Source organism: Modestobacter caceresii, from assembly GCF_000761485.1.
In the GTDB taxonomy this organism is placed as follows: domain Bacteria; phylum Actinomycetota; class Actinomycetes; order Mycobacteriales; family Geodermatophilaceae; genus Modestobacter; species Modestobacter caceresii.
In genome coordinates this window covers 14,082-29,599 of record NZ_JPMX01000001.1, presented here as the reverse complement: position 1 = coordinate 29,599, position 15,518 = coordinate 14,082, and the positions used below count along the sequence as shown (strand labels likewise).

The 15,518-nt window shown below is 74.2% G+C and carries 20 protein-coding genes; 8 read left to right on the top strand and 12 right to left on the bottom strand.

Annotated elements, in window-relative coordinates:
• Positions 1-115: 115 nt before the first annotated feature.
• Genes rpsR through rpmB form a run of 4 tightly spaced genes read right to left on the bottom strand, consistent with a single transcriptional unit; the run spans position 116 to position 1,077 of the window.
• Positions 116-340, bottom strand: coding sequence for a 30S ribosomal protein S18 (gene rpsR / locus IN07_RS00155; protein WP_036332357.1), 225 nt, complete (start codon positions 338-340; stop codon positions 116-118).
• The gene (rpsN, locus tag IN07_RS00150) at positions 337-624 is read right to left on the bottom strand and encodes a 30S ribosomal protein S14 (protein WP_331437118.1); all 288 of its coding nucleotides are present in this window, start codon (positions 622-624) and stop codon (positions 337-339) included. The genes rpsR and rpsN overlap by 4 nt, the downstream gene beginning before the upstream one ends.
• A 16-nt stretch (positions 625-640) precedes the next feature.
• The gene (gene rpmG, locus IN07_RS00145; protein WP_036332353.1) at positions 641-808 is read right to left on the bottom strand and encodes a 50S ribosomal protein L33; all 168 of its coding nucleotides are present in this window, start codon (positions 806-808) and stop codon (positions 641-643) included.
• A complete protein-coding gene (gene rpmB, locus IN07_RS00140; protein WP_052090385.1) occupies positions 808-1,077 on the bottom strand; it encodes a 50S ribosomal protein L28 in 270 nt (89 codons plus the stop codon). Before rpmB ends, rpmG begins: the two co-directional genes overlap by 1 nt.
• Before the next feature lie 84 nt (positions 1,078-1,161).
• Between rpmB and mrf the strand changes: the two genes are divergently transcribed.
• From mrf to IN07_RS23640, 4 genes are read left to right on the top strand one after another with little or no spacing between them, the layout of a single operon-like run.
• Complete coding sequence (mrf, locus tag IN07_RS00135; RefSeq protein WP_036332351.1) at positions 1,162-2,454, top strand: ribosome hibernation factor-recruiting GTPase MRF; 1,293 nt, start codon at positions 1,162-1,164, stop codon at positions 2,452-2,454.
• A complete protein-coding gene (locus IN07_RS00130) occupies positions 2,451-2,717 on the top strand; it encodes a type B 50S ribosomal protein L31 (protein ID WP_036332349.1) in 267 nt (88 codons plus the stop codon). Before mrf ends, IN07_RS00130 begins: the two co-directional genes overlap by 4 nt.
• 3 nt (positions 2,718-2,720) lie before the next feature.
• Positions 2,721-2,882, top strand: a complete 162-nt coding sequence (gene rpmF / locus IN07_RS00125; RefSeq protein WP_036332347.1) for a 50S ribosomal protein L32 — start codon at positions 2,721-2,723, stop codon at positions 2,880-2,882.
• Positions 2,879-3,280: a hypothetical protein gene (locus IN07_RS23640; RefSeq protein ID WP_052090384.1), complete on the top strand. Its 402-nt coding sequence runs from the start codon at positions 2,879-2,881 to the stop codon at positions 3,278-3,280. Before rpmF ends, IN07_RS23640 begins: the two co-directional genes overlap by 4 nt.
• Before the next feature lie 43 nt (positions 3,281-3,323).
• Here the strand turns inward: IN07_RS23640 and IN07_RS00120 are convergent, their stop codons facing one another.
• The gene (locus IN07_RS00120) at positions 3,324-4,748 is read right to left on the bottom strand and encodes an NADP-dependent succinic semialdehyde dehydrogenase (RefSeq protein ID WP_036332345.1); all 1,425 of its coding nucleotides are present in this window, start codon (positions 4,746-4,748) and stop codon (positions 3,324-3,326) included.
• 197 nt (positions 4,749-4,945) lie between these two features.
• Here IN07_RS00120 and IN07_RS00115 point away from each other — a divergent pair, with 197 nt between their 5' ends.
• Together IN07_RS00115 and IN07_RS00110 are read left to right on the top strand one after the other, a co-directional pair.
• A complete protein-coding gene (locus IN07_RS00115; protein WP_036332343.1) occupies positions 4,946-6,739 on the top strand; it encodes an alkaline phosphatase D family protein in 1,794 nt (597 codons plus the stop codon).
• Between the two features lie 140 nt (positions 6,740-6,879).
• Positions 6,880-8,397, top strand: coding sequence for an acetyl-CoA hydrolase/transferase family protein (locus tag IN07_RS00110; RefSeq protein WP_036332341.1), 1,518 nt, complete (start codon positions 6,880-6,882; stop codon positions 8,395-8,397).
• Between the two features lie 18 nt (positions 8,398-8,415).
• Here the strand turns inward: IN07_RS00110 and IN07_RS00105 are convergent, their stop codons facing one another.
• The 4 genes from IN07_RS00105 to IN07_RS00090 form a co-directional block, all read right to left on the bottom strand.
• Positions 8,416-8,766 (bottom strand): hypothetical protein, encoded by a 351-nt coding sequence (locus tag IN07_RS00105; RefSeq protein WP_036332340.1) that lies wholly within the window; start codon positions 8,764-8,766, stop codon positions 8,416-8,418.
• Between the two features lie 153 nt (positions 8,767-8,919).
• Complete coding sequence (locus IN07_RS00100; protein ID WP_036332338.1) at positions 8,920-10,026, bottom strand: NAD(P)-dependent alcohol dehydrogenase; 1,107 nt, start codon at positions 10,024-10,026, stop codon at positions 8,920-8,922.
• A 113-nt stretch (positions 10,027-10,139) separates the two neighbouring features.
• The gene (locus IN07_RS00095) at positions 10,140-11,201 is read right to left on the bottom strand and encodes an SDR family oxidoreductase (RefSeq protein ID WP_036332336.1); all 1,062 of its coding nucleotides are present in this window, start codon (positions 11,199-11,201) and stop codon (positions 10,140-10,142) included.
• A 66-nt stretch (positions 11,202-11,267) separates the two neighbouring features.
• Entirely contained in the window at positions 11,268-12,215 is a 948-nt protein-coding gene (locus IN07_RS00090) for a helix-turn-helix transcriptional regulator (RefSeq protein ID WP_036332334.1), read from the bottom strand.
• 109 nt (positions 12,216-12,324) lie between these two features.
• On the opposite strand from IN07_RS00090, the gene IN07_RS00085 reads away from it, so the two are divergent.
• Complete coding sequence (locus IN07_RS00085; protein WP_036332332.1) at positions 12,325-12,744, top strand: VOC family protein; 420 nt, start codon at positions 12,325-12,327, stop codon at positions 12,742-12,744.
• Positions 12,745-12,762: 18 nt separating this feature from the next.
• Here IN07_RS00085 and IN07_RS00080 read toward each other — a convergent pair whose 3' ends face one another.
• Both IN07_RS00080 and IN07_RS00075 read right to left on the bottom strand, forming a co-directional pair.
• Positions 12,763-13,089, bottom strand: a complete 327-nt coding sequence (locus tag IN07_RS00080; protein WP_064972335.1) for a TFIIB-type zinc ribbon-containing protein — start codon at positions 13,087-13,089, stop codon at positions 12,763-12,765.
• 75 nt (positions 13,090-13,164) lie between these two features.
• Entirely contained in the window at positions 13,165-13,404 is a 240-nt protein-coding gene (locus IN07_RS00075; protein ID WP_036332328.1) for a hypothetical protein, read from the bottom strand.
• A 104-nt stretch (positions 13,405-13,508) separates the two neighbouring features.
• On the opposite strand from IN07_RS00075, the gene IN07_RS00070 reads away from it, so the two are divergent.
• Entirely contained in the window at positions 13,509-14,600 is a 1,092-nt protein-coding gene (locus IN07_RS00070) for a DUF3616 domain-containing protein (RefSeq protein ID WP_036332434.1), read from the top strand.
• Between the two features lies 1 nt (position 14,601).
• Here the strand turns inward: IN07_RS00070 and IN07_RS00065 are convergent, their stop codons facing one another.
• Positions 14,602-15,453, bottom strand: coding sequence for a hypothetical protein (locus IN07_RS00065; RefSeq protein WP_036332326.1), 852 nt, complete (start codon positions 15,451-15,453; stop codon positions 14,602-14,604).
• Between the last annotated feature and the right edge of the window lie 65 nt (positions 15,454-15,518).

Here is a 15,518-nt window from a genome sequence, read left to right as displayed (position 1 = left end):
GCGGCGGGGGTGGTGCTGCAGCCGCTCGGGGAACAGCAGTCGGACACGGGGTCTCCTCTTGTCGGGAGGCTCCTCGACGGAGCCGGACGTGGCACACCGCCGCCCAGGACGGCGGTCAGCGGCCCGTCGACGGGTACGGCAGCAGGGCCATCTCGCGGGCGTTCTTGATCGCCCGCGCCACCTGCCGGTGCTGCTCCGGGGTCAGGCCGGTGACCCGGCGGGCGCGGATCTTGCCGCGGTCGGAGATGAACGTGCGCAGCTGGGTGACGTCCTTCCAGTCGACCGGACCGTCCAGCTTGCGCTTCTTGCGGGGCCGGTCGCCCCGGGGCGCCGGGCTCACCAGGAGCTCTTCCGGATGCCCGGCAGCTCGCCGGCGTGCGCCATCTCCCGGAAGCGGATCCGGGACAGGCCGAACCTGCGCAGGTGGCCGCGCGGTCGGCCGTCGGCGACGTCGCGGTTGCACAGCCGGGTCGGGCTGGCGTCCCGCGGGAGCCGCTGCAGCGCTGCCTGCGCCGCGGCTCGCTCATCCGAGGTGGCGGCGGTGCGGGCGGTCTCCTTGAGCTGGGCCCGGCGCTCGGCGTGCCGGGCGACGACCGCGCGGCGCTGCTGGTCCTTGGCGATCATGGACTTCTTGGCCATCTCAGCGCTCCTCGCGGAAGTCGACGTGCCTGCGGATCCTCGGGTCGTACTTCTTGAGCACGAGCCGGTCGGGGTCGTTGCGGCGGTTCTTCCGGGTGACGTACGTGTAGCCGGTACCGGCGGTCGACTTGAGCTTGATGATCGGGCGGACGTCGTTGCCGCGGGCCATCAGCCGTTCCTCCGCCCGGCACCGAGCCGACGGCGCGCCTCGGGGTCGGTGGCCCGGATCCGGGCCACGACGGCCTCGATGCCCTGGACGTCGACGGTCTTGATGCCCTTCGTCGAGACGGTGAGCCGGATCCACCGGTTCTCGCTGGCCAGGAAGAAGCGCTTGGACTGCAGGTTCGGGTCGAAGCGGCGGTTGGTGCGGCGGTGCGAGTGGCTCACGGACCTGCCGAAGCTCGGCGTGCGTCCGGTCACCTCGCAGTAGGTGGCCATGGTGGTGCGCCTCCAGGAGTCGGTGGGCGGGAGCAGGACGGACTCTAGATGAACACGGTTCTCGTTTGCAGTTAGAGTGGCGGCATGACCTCCCGCCGCACCCCACTGGTGCTCGTCACCGGCCTGGACCGGGCCCTGACCGCGCAGGCCGCCACCCCCCTGCTGGACCGGCCGGGCACCGTCGTGGTGCACCACGACGTCCGGGGCCTCGGGCAGGGCGTCGTCGTCCGCACCCTGCGCGAGCAGCGGGCCACCGGGGTCGTCGAGTCCACCGCCGCGATCGAGCTCGCCCACGGCTGCCTGTCCTGCACGCTCCGGCTCGACCTGCTGCCCCTGCTGCGCACCCTGGCCCGCCGGGACGACGTCAGCCGGATCGTGCTGCAGCTGGACCCCGCGCTCGAGCCCGAGCACCTCTGCTGGGCGTTCGAGGAGGTCGTCCTGGACGAGGACACCGCGGACGACCAGGCGGCGGAGACCGCCGGCGACTGGGTGGAGGTGGCCGGCGTGCTCGTGGCCGTCGACGCCGCCCGCTGGCTCGACGCCGCCACCGGCGAGGAGACGATGGACGACCACGGCCTCGCAGCGACCGTCGACGACGAGCGGACGCTGGCCCAGGTCGCCGTCGGCCAGGTCACCGCCGCCGACGCGGTGCTGCTCGCCGGTGAGCCGGACGACGGCTGGGCTGCGGTCCGGCTCACCGCCGTGCTCGACCGGCTGGTGCCCGGCGGACCGCGGGCCCAGCTGGGCCGCGCCCACCCCGACGAGCTGCTGACCGCCCTGCCGGCGACCGCCAAGCGCGGCCGGATGCCCACCCCGCACGACGCCCTGCTCGCCGGCCAGCCCCCGCTGGACGCCGTCGCCGACGTGGAGCTGGTGCGCTTCTCCGCCACCCGGCCCTTCTCCCCCGAGCGACTGCACGACGCGATCGACGTGCTGCTGACCGGCGTGGTCTGCAGCCGCGGCCGGCTGTGGCTGGCCAGCCAGCCCGACCGGGCGATCTGGTTGGAGTCCGCCGGTGGCGGCCTGCGGATCGGTGACGCCGGTCCGTGGCTGGCCACCCTGGGCGCCGACGCCGAGCTGTGGAGCCAGGTCGACCCGGAGCGCAGCGCCGCCGCCGCGCTGCGCTGGGACGCCCTCCACGGCGACCGCGACGTCGAGATCGTCGTGCTCACCCACCGGCAGCCGGCCGCGCTGATCACCGCGGCGCTGTCAGCCGCCCTGCTGATCGACGACGAACTGGCCGCCGGCGAGGACACCTGGGGCGCCCTGCCCGATCCGTTCGGCACCTGGCACGCCGACCCCTGCGAGGCATCCGGCCCTGCGGACGAACCAGACCTGCACACCAGCACCACCGACCGAGAGGACCACTCCCGATGAGAGCCGGCATCCACCCCGAGTACCGCACCGTGGTGTTCCGCGACACCTCCAGCGGCGCGACCTACCGCACCCGCTCCACGATCCGCACCGAGGCGACCATCGACCTGGACGGCGAGACGCTGCCGGTGGTCAACGTCGAGATCAGCGCGGCCTCGCACCCGTTCTGGACCGGCAACCAGCGGGTGCTGGACACCGCCGGCCGGGTCGAGCGGTTCAACCAGCGGTACGGCGCCATCGCCCGGCCGGCACGGAAGCGAGGCTGACCGATGGCCGTCCCGAAGCGGAGGACGTCTCGGTCCAACACCCGGTCCCGCCGGTCGCAGTGGAAGGCGACCCCGGTCCCGCTGGTGCCGGTCACCGTGGACGGCGTCGCCCGGCTGGTGCCGCAGAAGCTGCGCACGGCCGCCGAGCGGGGCCTGCTGCCGTGAGCCGCCGCCCGGTGCCGGGCGGGGACGCGGGCGGGCCGCTGGTGGCGCTGTGCGTCGGCCACCGGTGCGCGGCGCTGCGCCGGCTCGCCGGTACGGCCGACGGCGTCGACCAGCTGGCCGAGGCCGTGCGGCACACCACCGGCGCGGTACTGGTGACCGCGGACTGCCTGGGCCGCTGCGACCGCGCGGCCCTGGCCGGGCTGGCCCACCGCTCTCCGGGGACCGGCCGGCCGGGCCCGGCGCTCTGGGTGTCGGAGGTGCAGACCCCCGAGCGGACCGCCGGCCTGGTCGCCTGGGTCAACGCAGGTGGGCCCGGGGTCGCGGGCACGGCCACCGACCTGCCCGAGTGCCTGCGGGCCGCGGTGGCCGGCGTCGGCCCGCCACTGCGGCCGGCCTGATGGGGCGGGGCAGGGACTCGACCGGCCCTGCCCCTCCCCCGGGTCACTCGTTCGCCGAGCCCGCGCTGTCGCCGGCGCGCTGCTCGCTGCTCGGCGCACCGACCCAGACGGTCTTGGCGTTCATGAACTCGCGCATGCCCAGCGCGGTGAGCTCCCGGCCGTAACCGCTCTGCTTCACCCCGCCGAAGGGCAGCTCCGGGTAGCTGGTGGTCATCCCGTTGACGAAGGCCATCCCCGACTCGATGTCCCGGACGAACTGCGCCCGCTCGTCGTCGTCCTCGCTCCACAGGTTCGAGCCGAGCCCGTAGGGGTGGCTGTTGGCGATCTCGATCGCCTCGTCGAGGGAGTCGACGGTCCACAGCGCCGCGACCGGCCCGAAGACCTCCTCGGCGTAGAGGTCCATCTCCGGGGTGATGCCGCTGAGCAGGGTGGGCTCGTAGAACCAGCCCGGCCGGTCCACCCGCTGCCCGCCGACCACCACCGCGGCGCCCTTGGCCCGGGCGTCCTCGACGTAGGCCTCGACGTCGGCCAGGCCGGACTCGGTGGCCAGCGGCCCGACGTCGGTGCCCTCGTCCATCGGGTCGCCGACGGCCAGCGCGCCGATCTTCTCGGCGAACAGCCGGGTGAACTCCTCGGCGACGTCGCGGTGCACGAAGAACCGCTTCGCCGAGATGCAGCTCTGCCCGTTGTTCTGGTTGCGGGAGGTGACCGCGACCCCGGCCGCGGCGTCCAGGTCCGCCGAGGGCATCACGATGAACGGGTCGGAGCCACCCAGCTCCAGCACCGTGGGCTTGAGCGCGTCCCCGGCGATCGAGGCGACCGACTGGCCGGCCGGCGCGCTCCCGGTGAGCGTCGCGGCGACCACCCGGTCGTCCCGGATGACCCGCTCGATCGTCGAGGACCCGATCAGCAGGGTCTGGAAGACGTCGTCGGGGAACCCCGCCTTGCGGAAGAGCTCCTCCAGGTACAGCGCGGTCTGCGGCACGTTGCTGGCGTGCTTGAGCAGGCCGACGTTGCCGGCCATCAGCGCCGGGGCGGCGAACCGCATCGCCTGCCAGAGCGGGAAGTTCCAGGGCATGACCGCCAGCACCACGCCCAGTGGCTGGTGGGTGACGTAGGCCTGCTGGGCACCCACGGCGTCGGCGTCCAGCCGCTGGGGCTCGAGCATCGCCGGCCCGTGCTCGGCGTAGTACCGCAGCGCCTTGGCGCACTTGCCCACCTCGGCCTTCGCCGAGGACAGCGTCTTGCCCATCTCGGTGGTCATCAGCTCGGCGACCGCGTCGGTGTCGGCGTCCAGCACGTCGGCCGCCGCCCGCAGCCAGCGCACCCGGTCCTCGACCGGGGTGCGCCGGTAGCTGCGGTACGCCGCGGCCGCGCGACCGATCTTGTCCTCCAGCGCCTCGTCGGAGAGCGGCTCGTAGGTCTTCAGCGTCTCGCCGGTGGTGGGGTTGATGGTGGCGATGGCCATGGGGGCTCCCGTCGTCGTCCGTGTCGCGGGTCGGTGCCGGACGGCGGCGCTCCCGGTGGGCGCTCGGGCGGTCCGGCACGGCTCGCCTGCACCGTGCACCTGCCCGGCGCTCCCGGAGGGGAAACGGCTGGACGTGGGACGCCGGGAGTTCACGTGGGCACCGCCGACTGGTCGCCCGGTGCAACCACAGTGCCCCCATGCCGCTTGATGCACCTCTGTCCCGCCGCACCGCGCTGAAGGGCGGGGCCGTCACGGCCGCCGCCCTGACCTTCGGTGGGCTCACCAGCGAGGCCGCCCGTGCGGCCGTGGCCGAGACCGCTCGTTCCGGCGTGTTCGGCTTCGGCGTCGCCAGCGGCGACCCCACGGCCACCGAGCTGCTGCTGTGGACCCGGGTGACGCCCACCCCCGAGTCCCTGCCCGGCAGCCGCCGCGGGCCGGCCGTCCCGGTCCGCTGGGAGGTCGCCGCCGACGAGGCGTTCACCCGCATCGTGCGCAGCGGGAACGTCGTCGCCGACGTCAGCCGCGACCACACCGTCAAGGTCGTGGTGAACCGGCTGACCCCCTACACCCGCTACTTCTACCGGTTCACCTGCGCCGGTGAGACCTCCCCGGTGGGCCGCACCCAGACCGCCCCGGACGAGCCCGGCCGGACCCACGCGCTGCGCATGGCGTTCGTCTCCTGCAGCAACTGGACCGGCGGGTACTTCACCGCCTACCGCGGGATCGCCGCCCGGGACGACCTGGACTTCGTGCTGCACCTCGGCGACTACCTGTACGAGTACGGCAACTCCCCGCGGGTGGCCGGGGTCGCCGGGTCCGGTGACCGGTACGGGCCCAACGCGCTGATCGGCATCCGGGACCACGAGCCGGTCCACGAGATGGTCACGCTGGAGGACTATCGGATCCGGCACGCGCTCTACAAGACCGACCCGGACCTGCAGCGGGCGCACCAGCAGCACCCGTGGATCGTCATCTTCGACGACCACGAGATCACCAACGACGCCTACGACTTCGGGGCGGAGAACCACGAGCGGGACGACGACCCGGCCACCCCCTACACCGAGCCGGGCAAGCCCGACGGCATCAAGCCCGAGGGCGACTTCCTGTTCCGCCGGGCCAAGGCGTTCCAGGCCTACCTGGAGTGGATGCCGATCCGCGAGCCCGCGATGTGGCAGCCGCACGCCAGCAAGGGCCGGCAGTTCTTCCGCCGCTTCGGCTTCGGCGACCTGGCCGAGCTGTCGGTGATCGACACCCGGCAGAACCGCAGCGAGCAGGTGCCGGGCACCGTCGACGGCGCGCTCAACCCGGCCCTGACCGACCCGCGGCGGCACCTGCCCGAGCCGCCGCAGCTGGACTGGCTGACGAAGGGCATCCGCACCGGGCGCACCGCCTGGCACCTGGTGGGCAACCAGACGGTGTTCGCCCGGGTGTTCGCCGTCCCCCGGCCCGGCACCGTGCCCGGCTCGGTGTTCAACACCGACCAGTGGGACGGCTACCAGGCCGACCAGCGGGCGGTGCTCGACGCGATGGCCGCCGCCGGCCCGGACCCGGTCGTGCTCACCGGCGACATCCACTCCTCCTGGGCCAACGACCTCCCCGTCGACCTGGCCGCCTACCCCGGCGACGGCAACTCGGTGGGCGTGGAGTTCGTCTGCCCGTCGGTGACCAGCAACGGCTTCAAGGAGGCCGTCGGCTCCGCGGCCGCCGCGACCGCCACCACCGCCGCCTTCCAGGGCGCCAACCCCTGGGTCCGCTACCTGGAGGGCATCGGCCACGGCTTCGTCGTGCTGGACGTGACCCCGGAGCGGGTGCAGGCGGACTTCTGGTTCATCCGCAGCAACGGTGACAAGGGCCTGGCCGTCGACCCGCGGCTGGACCCGCAGGCGACGGTCGGCTACGAGACGTCGTTCGCCACGGTGAAGGGCTCCCGCAAGGTCAGCGGCCCGACGGCCGAGCTGGGGCCGCGTTCGGACTCCCCCCGGACGGTCTGAGCTCGGCAGGCACGGTTGCGGGTCCGGGTACGCCCGGGCCCGCAGCCGGGCCTTCCGGCCTCCCCGGGCAGGACCATGGTCACGCCCGTAGCGTCGGGCCCGCGGGCCGGACGGGCCCACGACGTCGAGGTCGGAGGACGATGGACACCGGTCGCATCCGCAACGCAGCACTGGCCCGCAAGGTGGTGCCGGCCGATCAGGCCGCTGCGCTGATCCGGCCCGGGGACACGCTCGGCATGAGCGGGTTCACCGGCGCCGGGCACCCCAAGGCCGTGCCGGAGCTGCTGGCCCAGCGGATCACCGCGGCGCATGCCGCCGGCGAGCCGTTCCAGGTCGACCTGTGGACCGGGGCCTCCACCGCCCCCGAGCTGGACGGCGCGCTCGCCGCCGCCGACGGCATCGGCCTGCGGCTGCCGTACCAGTCCGACCCGATCGCCCGGCAGAAGATCAACGCCGGCGAGATCGACTACGTCGACGTCCACCTCTCCCACGTCGCCCAGCTGGCGTGGGAGGGCTTCCTCGGCCCGCTGGACGTCGCCGTCGTCGAGGTCAGCGGGATCACCGAGGACGGGCAGCTGATCCCCTCCTCCTCGGTCGGGAACAACAAGACCTGGCTGGACCTCGCCGAGCGCGTGGTGCTGGAGGTCAACAGCTGGCAGCCGGCCGGGCTGGACGGCATGCACGACGTCTACTACGGGACGGCGCTGCCGCCGAACCGGCGGCCGGTGCAGCTGACCCGGCCCGGCGACCGGATCGGGGTGCCGCACCTGAGGGTCGACCCGGACAAGGTCGTCGCCGTCGTCGAGACCTCCGCCCCGGACCGGAACACCCCGTTCAGCGAGCCGGACGACACCGCCCGGGCCATCGCCGGGCACCTGATCGAGTACCTGGAGCACCAGGTCTCGGTGGGCCGGCTGCCGGCCGAGCTGCTGCCGCTGCAGTCCGGCGTCGGGAACGTGGCCAACGCCGTCCTGTCCGGTCTGCAGGAGTCGCGCTTCGAGCAGCTGACCGCCTACACCGAGGTGATCCAGGACGGCATGCTCGACCTGCTGCGCTCGGGCACGCTCGCCTCGACGTCGGCGACGGCGTTCTCCCTGAGCCCGACCGCGATCGCGGACTTCAACGCGCACGTGGCCGAGTTCCGGGACCGGATCGTGCTGCGGCCGCAGGAGATCAGCAACCACCCGGAGATCGTCCGCCGGCTGGGGGTGCTGGCGATGAACGGGATGATCGAGGCCGACCTGTACGGCAACGTGAACTCCACGCACCTGATGGGCAGCCGCATCCAGAACGGGATCGGCGGCTCGGGCGACTTCGCCCGCAACGCCTACGTCTCCTTCTTCCTCACCCCGTCGACGGCGAAGGGCGGCGCGATCTCCTCGATCGTGCCGATGGTGTCCCACGTCGACCACACCGAGCACGATGTGTCGGTGATCGTCACCGAGCACGGGCTGGCCGACCTCCGGGGCCTGCCGCCGCGCAAGCGGGCACGGCTGGTCATCGACAACTGCGCTGCTCCGGAGTACCGGCCACTGCTCACCGACTACTACGCGCGCGCGGAGCGCGGCGCGCACGGCCGGCACACCCCGCACCTGCTCGCCGAGGCGCTCAGCTGGCACACCCGCTACCTGGAGACCGGCAGCATGCTGCCCGGCTGACGCCTCGGCCGCGCTGGGTCACGAACGCTTGGCGTCCAGGCGCTGCAGCAGGTCGTCGGCGGCCTCCTCGATCTCCGGGTGGTCGTTCTGGCTGGCCCGCTGCTTGGCGTGGATCAGCGCCGCGCGGTTGACCTTGGTGAAGTCGCCGTAGGGGAACCGGTAGCGGCCCTTGGTCCCCTCGCCCTTGTCCGGGTCGACCGCCAGGTGCCACTGCGCGTAGCCCTCCTGGCCCTCGTCGTCCCGCTCCTCGTTCTCCTCGGCGGTCGACGGTGCGGCGTCGGACCACTCGGTCTGGTCGTCGTACTCCCCGGCGTCGATCAGCTCCCGGGCGTGCGCGACCCCGGCCTCGTTCACGTCGTAGTCAGGCATGCGGTTCCCCTACCCAGAGCGCCCGAGCGAACCCCGCCCGCCCGGCCGGTGTCCACCGGTGGCGCGGCGCGCTCGACAGCGGACGACGTCGAGATCGGGCTGATGGCGGTCTCCCTGGGCACGTGACCGCCACCGGCCCGATCTCGGCGTTCCTCAGCCCTGCGGCATGGTGATCACCGGCTTGACGACGGCGCCGCTGTAGGAGGCCTCCATCGCGTCGCTGATCCGCTCCAGCGGGAAGTACTCGACCAGCCGGTCGAACGGGAATCGTCCGGCGGCGTAGAGGTCCATCAGCGCACCGATCAGCCGCGGGCTGCGGTCGCTGCCGCCCAGCGTGCCGACGATCGACTTCCCCCACAGCGTGCTGATGTGGTCGACGCTGAACTCCGCCCCGGCCGGCGCGCCGCCGATCAGCAGGCAGGTGCCGCGCATGCCGACGGAGTCGACGGCCTGACGGATGACCGGGACCACCCCGGTGCACTCCAAGGCGAAATCAGCCGGGCCACCGCAGATCTCGGTGACCGCCTGCACCGCATCGGTGTCCGAGGCATCGACGACGTGGGTGGCGCCCAGCTCGGTGGCCAGCCGGAGCCGGGACTCGTGTCGGTCGACGGCGATGATCGTCGTCGCCGGGGTGTTGCGGGCGGCCATGACCGCGGCGAGCCCGACCGTGCCGGCGCCGTAGACGACCAGCGAGGCACCGGGCTGGGGGCGGGCGGTGTTGAACACCGCCCCGGCGCCGGTGGCCAGTCCGCAGGCCAGCGGGCCCATCAGCTCGACCGGCAGCCCGGCCGGGATCGGCACCAGGGCGTTGGCGGTGGTGAGCGAGTGGGTGGCGAAGGAGGACTGGCCGAAGAAGTGGCTGGCCAGCGGGCTGCCCTCGGTGGTGCGCAGCGCGGACGGCCCGTCGAGCCGGTGCCCGCCGATGACCAGCTCGCCCAGGCGCAGGCAGTAGCGCGGTTCGCCGTCCAGGCAGTTGCGGCACTGCCCGCACCACGGCCAGCCGATGACCACCGGCTGGCCCTCGCTGAGGCCGGTGACGCCCTCGCCCACGGCGGCGACGGTGCCGGCGCCCTCGTGGCCGAGCACGCCGGGCAGCGGGAAGGGCATGTCGCCGTCGCGGGCGATGCCGTCGGTGTGGCAGAAGCCGGTCGCGGCGACCCGGACCAGCACCTCACCCGGGCCGGGCTCGTCCAGTTCGACGTCCCGGACGATGAACGGCCCGTGCTGCTCCTCGACGACGGCGGCGGTGACCTTCATCTGCGCTCCTGCACCGGACCGGCCGACGACGGCCGCGCCGGTGCGCCCGCGGACCGTCCCGCCGCGGGCGACCCTGCCCGCGCGTCCCCGCAGTCTGCCCGCCCCGCGTCGGCTCAGCGCAGCCGCGGGACGACCCTCCGCTCCGCCAGCTGCTCGAACAGCTCGACGAAGCGCTGCTCGGTGTCCAGGCAGTCGGCGAACCCGGCCTGGCGCAGCTTGATCGTGGAGCTGACGTTGTCGAAGCCGGAGGTGAAGATGAACTCCCCGAACTCCCAGCCCACCAGGTCGTCGTACGGCGTCGGGACGAGGTCGTGCCGGGCGACCAGCCGCTCCCACACGTCGCGCCGGTCGGCCATCGCCTCGGCCAACGGCACCGGCTGCGGCTCGGCGTGTTCCATGCCGAAGGCCCGGGCGAACGCCGGGAACAGGTGCCGCCAGCGCACCTGGTCGCCGTTGGTGACGTTGTAGACCTCACCGTCGGCCACCTGCTCGCGGCCGGCCCAGACCGTGGCGCGGGCCAGCAGCTCGGCGTCGGTCACCTGGTAGAGCGCGTCGTATGCGGCCAGGCTCCCGGGGAAGCGCAGCGGCTGGCCCAGCTCCCTGCTGATCGCGGCGTACACCGCGATCACCATCAGCAGGTTCATCGGGTTGCCGACGGCGTAGCCGATGACGCCCTCCGGACGGAGGACGGTCAGCCGGAAGCCCCGCTCCGCCGCGACCTCGCGGAGCAGGTCCTCCTGGTCGTAGTAGAAGTTCGGCTGGACGATCCGCGGGTCGGTCTCCTTGGCCGGGGTGTTGAAGAAGCCCATGTGCGCGCCGTAGGCCTTGCCGCCCTGGTACAGCGTCACGTGCTCCAGCGGCGCCCCGGCCGCGGCCAGCCCGTCGAGGGTGTGGCGCAGCATGCCGACGTTGACCTCGGAGAGCTCACGCGCGGTCGGCCGCTCGGCGTACGCACCGAACACCAGGTGCGAGACGTCGCCTGCCCCGGCCAGCCCGGCCCGGGCGCCCTCGGCGTCGCGCAGGTCGACGGCCAGGTGCTCCCACCCCGCATCGCGTGGAGGGCGGCGGCTGAGCCCGCGGACCCGCCAGCCCGGCTGCCCGGCGTACTCCGCGGCGGCGGCCGCGCCGATGACCCCACCCGCGCCGGTCACCAGCACGCTGCCCTGTTCCGTCATCCCGCTGCACCTCTCGTCGTCGGTCGTCCCCGAGCGTGCATGCCCGCCGGGGAGACCGCGAACCGGTCAGCGGCTGTGGCGCGCGACCAGTTCCGCGCCGATCCGGGCCAGCTCGGTCCGCACCTCGGCCGGCTCGAGCACCTCGACCGCCCCGCCGAGCCCGGCCAGCTGCTCGGCGACCGACCGCACGGTGTGCGCGGCCACCCGCAGCGCCACCCGGCCGTCGGCCTGGGCTCCCCCGACCGTGCAGTGCCGTCCGAACAGGGACTGCAGCACGGGCACCAGTGCGGCCGGGACGAGCACGGCCGCCACGACCGCCGAGCGGCGTCCCTCCAGCTCGGTGACGACCTCGTCCCAGACCGCGTCGAGCTCCAGGTCCTCTGGTCGCTGCGCGGGCTCGTCGGTCACCTCCGCGGAGACCACCCGGTCGGCCCGGAACGTGCGGCGACCCCGCGACGTGCCGGCGAGCAGATACCAGACGCCGTCCTTGTCGACGAGCCCCCACGGGTCGACCAGCCGCACGGTCGCCGCCCCCTCCCGGTCGGGGTACGCCAGCCGGACCCGACGGCGGCGGACGACGGCCTGCTGCAGCAGCCCCACCACCGGCGGCCGGGGGCGGCCGGTGCCGCCCCACCGAGCGTCGTCGTCGACGACGACGGCCTCGGCCGCCGCCCGGGCGCCCTCCCGGAACGGTCCGGGCAGGGCGCGCACCAGCTTGCGCAGTGCGGTCCGGGCTGCCGGACCACCCCGCGCCGCCGGCCCGAGCAGCAGGAACAGCGCCGCCGCCTCGGCCTCGGTCAGCCCGGTGAGGTCGGTGCGGGCACCGCCGACCAGCGACCAGCCACCGCCCCGGCCGGGCTGGGGGTAGACCGGGACACCCGCCACGGAGAGCGCCTCCAGGTCGCGGCGGGCGGTGGCCACCGAGACCTCCAGCTCGGCGGCGAGCTGGGCGGCGGTCACCCGGCCGCGGGCCTGCAGCACCAGCAGCCCCGCCACCAACCGGTCCGCGCGCATGCCGGCGAGGATGCCGCGCAAAGTGCTCAGGAGGTGAGCACTTCGGCGCGGATCGTGGTCTTCGTACCCATCACCGGCGGCGCCCGCCGCCCGACGAGAGGACCCCGCGATGCTGCGAGAGCTGGCCACCGTCTCCTTCTACGCCGACGACCTGGCCGCGGCCGAGCGCTGGTACACCGAGCTGCTGGGCATCGAGCCCTACTACCGGGTGGCCGGCGGCTACCTGGAGTACCGGGTCGGGGAGAGCGAGGACGAGCTCGGCCTGATCGACGCCCGGTACCGGCCCGGCGGCCTCACCCCGGCCCCGGCCGGCGCCGTCGTCTTCTGGGACGTCGACGACCTGCCGGCCGCCCTCGACCGGCTGGTGGAGCTGGGCGCGAGGGTGCACGAGCCCGTGCGGGAGCACGGGGACGGCGAGGGGTTCGCCACCGCATCCGTCGTCGACCCCTTCGGCAACGTGCTCGGCATCATGGCGAACCCGCACCACCGGGAGCTGCGGGCCCGCCGGACAGCCGCGGCGACCGGCTGAACCGCCGGTCGCCGGTGCTCAGCCGAACAGCTCGCTGATCAACGACTTCTTCTTCCGCGGCTTGCCGTACGAGCCGTGCGAGGAGCCGTACCCGGAGCTGTTGCTGCGCACCTGGCCGAGCACCTCGCTGACGACGGCGCCCAGCGACCCCGCCGACTGGCCCTGTGGGTGGGAGAACGGCTGCTGTGACGACGTCGGACGGGGCGGCTCGGCGGCCGGGGCGGGGCGGGCGTGCCAGTCGTCCTCCGCGTCGACCAGGCGCTCCAGCTCACCGCGGTCGAGGAAGATCCCGCGGCAGTCGGTGCACTGGTCGACGTGGACGCCGTTGCGCTCGTAGGTGCGCATCGTCCCTTGACACTTCGGGCAGACCAGGTCCATGGCCGGGCAACGGCGCCCGCCGCCCGGGGGTTCCCGGCCCGTTCAGCGCTTGCTGCGCCGCTCGGCCGGACGGGGCCGCGCCGCCTCGTCGCAGCGTTCCCGCGACCGGGTCTCGGAGAGGTAGTGCTGCACCGTCCCGAAACTGGGCCGGGAGCCCCGGGCCGCGACGTCGTGGCGGGCCTCCCACTCGGCGATCACCTTCTCCGCCGGGGTCATGGTGAGCGGGTCGGGGTGCGGCCGACGGGCACGGCCGGCCGAGCTGTCCATGGCTGCGTCGCTCATGGCTGGTCCCTCCAGGAGGATGCGTGCCCCTCCATGGTCACCCCGCGAGGCGGGCTTGAGAAGCCCCGTGCGCGCGCCGTCCCGGGCGTGCCAGGGTGACCGTCGTGAGCATCGAGCGCACCGTCCGGCTGTCCTTCACCACCGGGGCCCGGGAGGCGGGCACCCACACCAACCTCTCCGCCGTCCGCAGTGACGGCCCGGTCCTCTGGGTGGCCGGTGACGAGACGGCGACGATCGAACGGCTGGTCGCCGACGACCCGCACGCGCCGGGGAGCTACGCCGACCAGACCAGCTGCCGGCTCGCCGACCTGGTCGACCTGCCGGGCGAGGACGGCGACGAGGAGGCCGACATCGAGGGGATCGCCCGGGCCGGCGACTTCCTCTGGGCCGTCGGGTCGCACAGCCTGCGGCGCAAGCGGATCAAGACCAAGCACGACGGGGAGAAGGCGCTCCGTCGGCTCGCCCGGGTGACCGGGCAGGCCAACCGTCAGGTCCTGGTGCGGATCCCGGTCACCGACGTCGACGGCCTGCCCACGCCGGCGCGGGAGACGACCGTGGCGGGCGCGACCCAGCGGGCCGCCGTCTTCGGTGCGTCCGGCCCGGACCTGCGCGACCTGCTCGCCGACGACGAGCACCTGGCTCCCTTCCTGGCCATCCCGGGCAAGGACAACGGCCTGGACGTCGAGGGCATCGCGGTGGCCGGCGAGCGGGTGTACCTGGGCCTGCGCGGACCGGTGCTGCGCGGCTGGGCGATGGTGCTCGAGCTCCGCCCCGCCGTCGACCCGGACGACCCCGGCCGGCTCGTGCTCGAGCCGTTCGCGGACGGGCGCCGCTACCGCAAGCACGTGCTCGACCTCGCCGGGCTCGGGGTCCGCGACCTCTGTCCGCACGGTGCGGACCTGCTCGTGCTCGCCGGCCCGACGATGGACCTGGACGGGCCGGTGCACGTGTTCCGCTGGCACGGTGCGGTGACCGCGGACACCCCGCAGGTGGTGCGGGACGACCTGCTCACCCGCGAGCTCGACCTGCCCTTCGGCGTCGGGGTGGACCACGCCGAGGGCATCGGCCTGCTGGACGACGACCCGGCCGGCCCGCAGCTGCTGGTCGTCTACGACAGCCCGGCGCCCGAGCGGCTGCACGAGCACGGGGTGACCGCCGACGTCGTCCGGCTTCCACCGCCGGCCACCGCCGGCTGAGTCAGGCCCCCTGCCCGAGGGCGGCGATCGTGGCCCGCACCTCGGCCGCCGTGCTCGGCTCGACCGGCAGGTGCGGCAACAGCGCGGGGAGCTCCTCCGGCAGCAGGCCCTCGGCCAGCAGCACGTCCAGCAACCGGTCGGCGGCGGACACCGGGACGGGCAGCGGGAGCCCCGCGGTGCCGATCGCCGCCTCGGCGAGGAACAGCGCACCCGCCAGCTCGTCCGCCGCCGGCCCGACCTCCGGGACCTCGGCCGGCGCCGCCGCCCGGGTGACCGCCTCCGCCGCGCGCACCAGGGACAGCGGCAGACCCTCCGCCTCCACCTCCACCAGCGGCACCGCGCCCAGCGCCGCCAGCACCAGGTGCTCGGCGTCGATCCGCAGCGGCGCCTCCCACTCCCCCACCCGCACCACCTCGACCAGGTCGCCGCCGTTCTCCCCGAGCTCGTCCAGCAGCTCGGCCCAGTCGGCGGGATGGGTCGCCCGGGCCCGCTCGACCGCGGCGACGCAGGTGGCGAGCACGAACGGCTCGACGACCTCCTGGTCGAAGTGCTCGGCGTAGAGCGTGCCGTCTGCGGTGACCGCGTTCAGAGCGTCCTGGAAGCTGCCGGGCCGGGCGTCGCCGAGCTCGAGGCGGCCGTCCTCCTCGCCGCTGAGCAGCTGACCGGTCACCGCCCGGGCGCCCAGGGTCAGCCCGGTGGCGGTCACGCGGCCGCGGACGCGCAGGTGGTGGTCGTGGTCGGAGAGGCCGACCGACCAGGCGCAGGCCTCCGCGATCAGCGCGCCGGCGCGCTCACGGAGCACCTCCCGGCTGAGCAGGGCGATGAGGTCCGGGCCGAAGTCGCTGTCGAACACCCCTCCACCATGCCCTCCCGCCGCCGTTCCGGGTGGCCCGACGGCGTGGCGGACGACCACCTGTC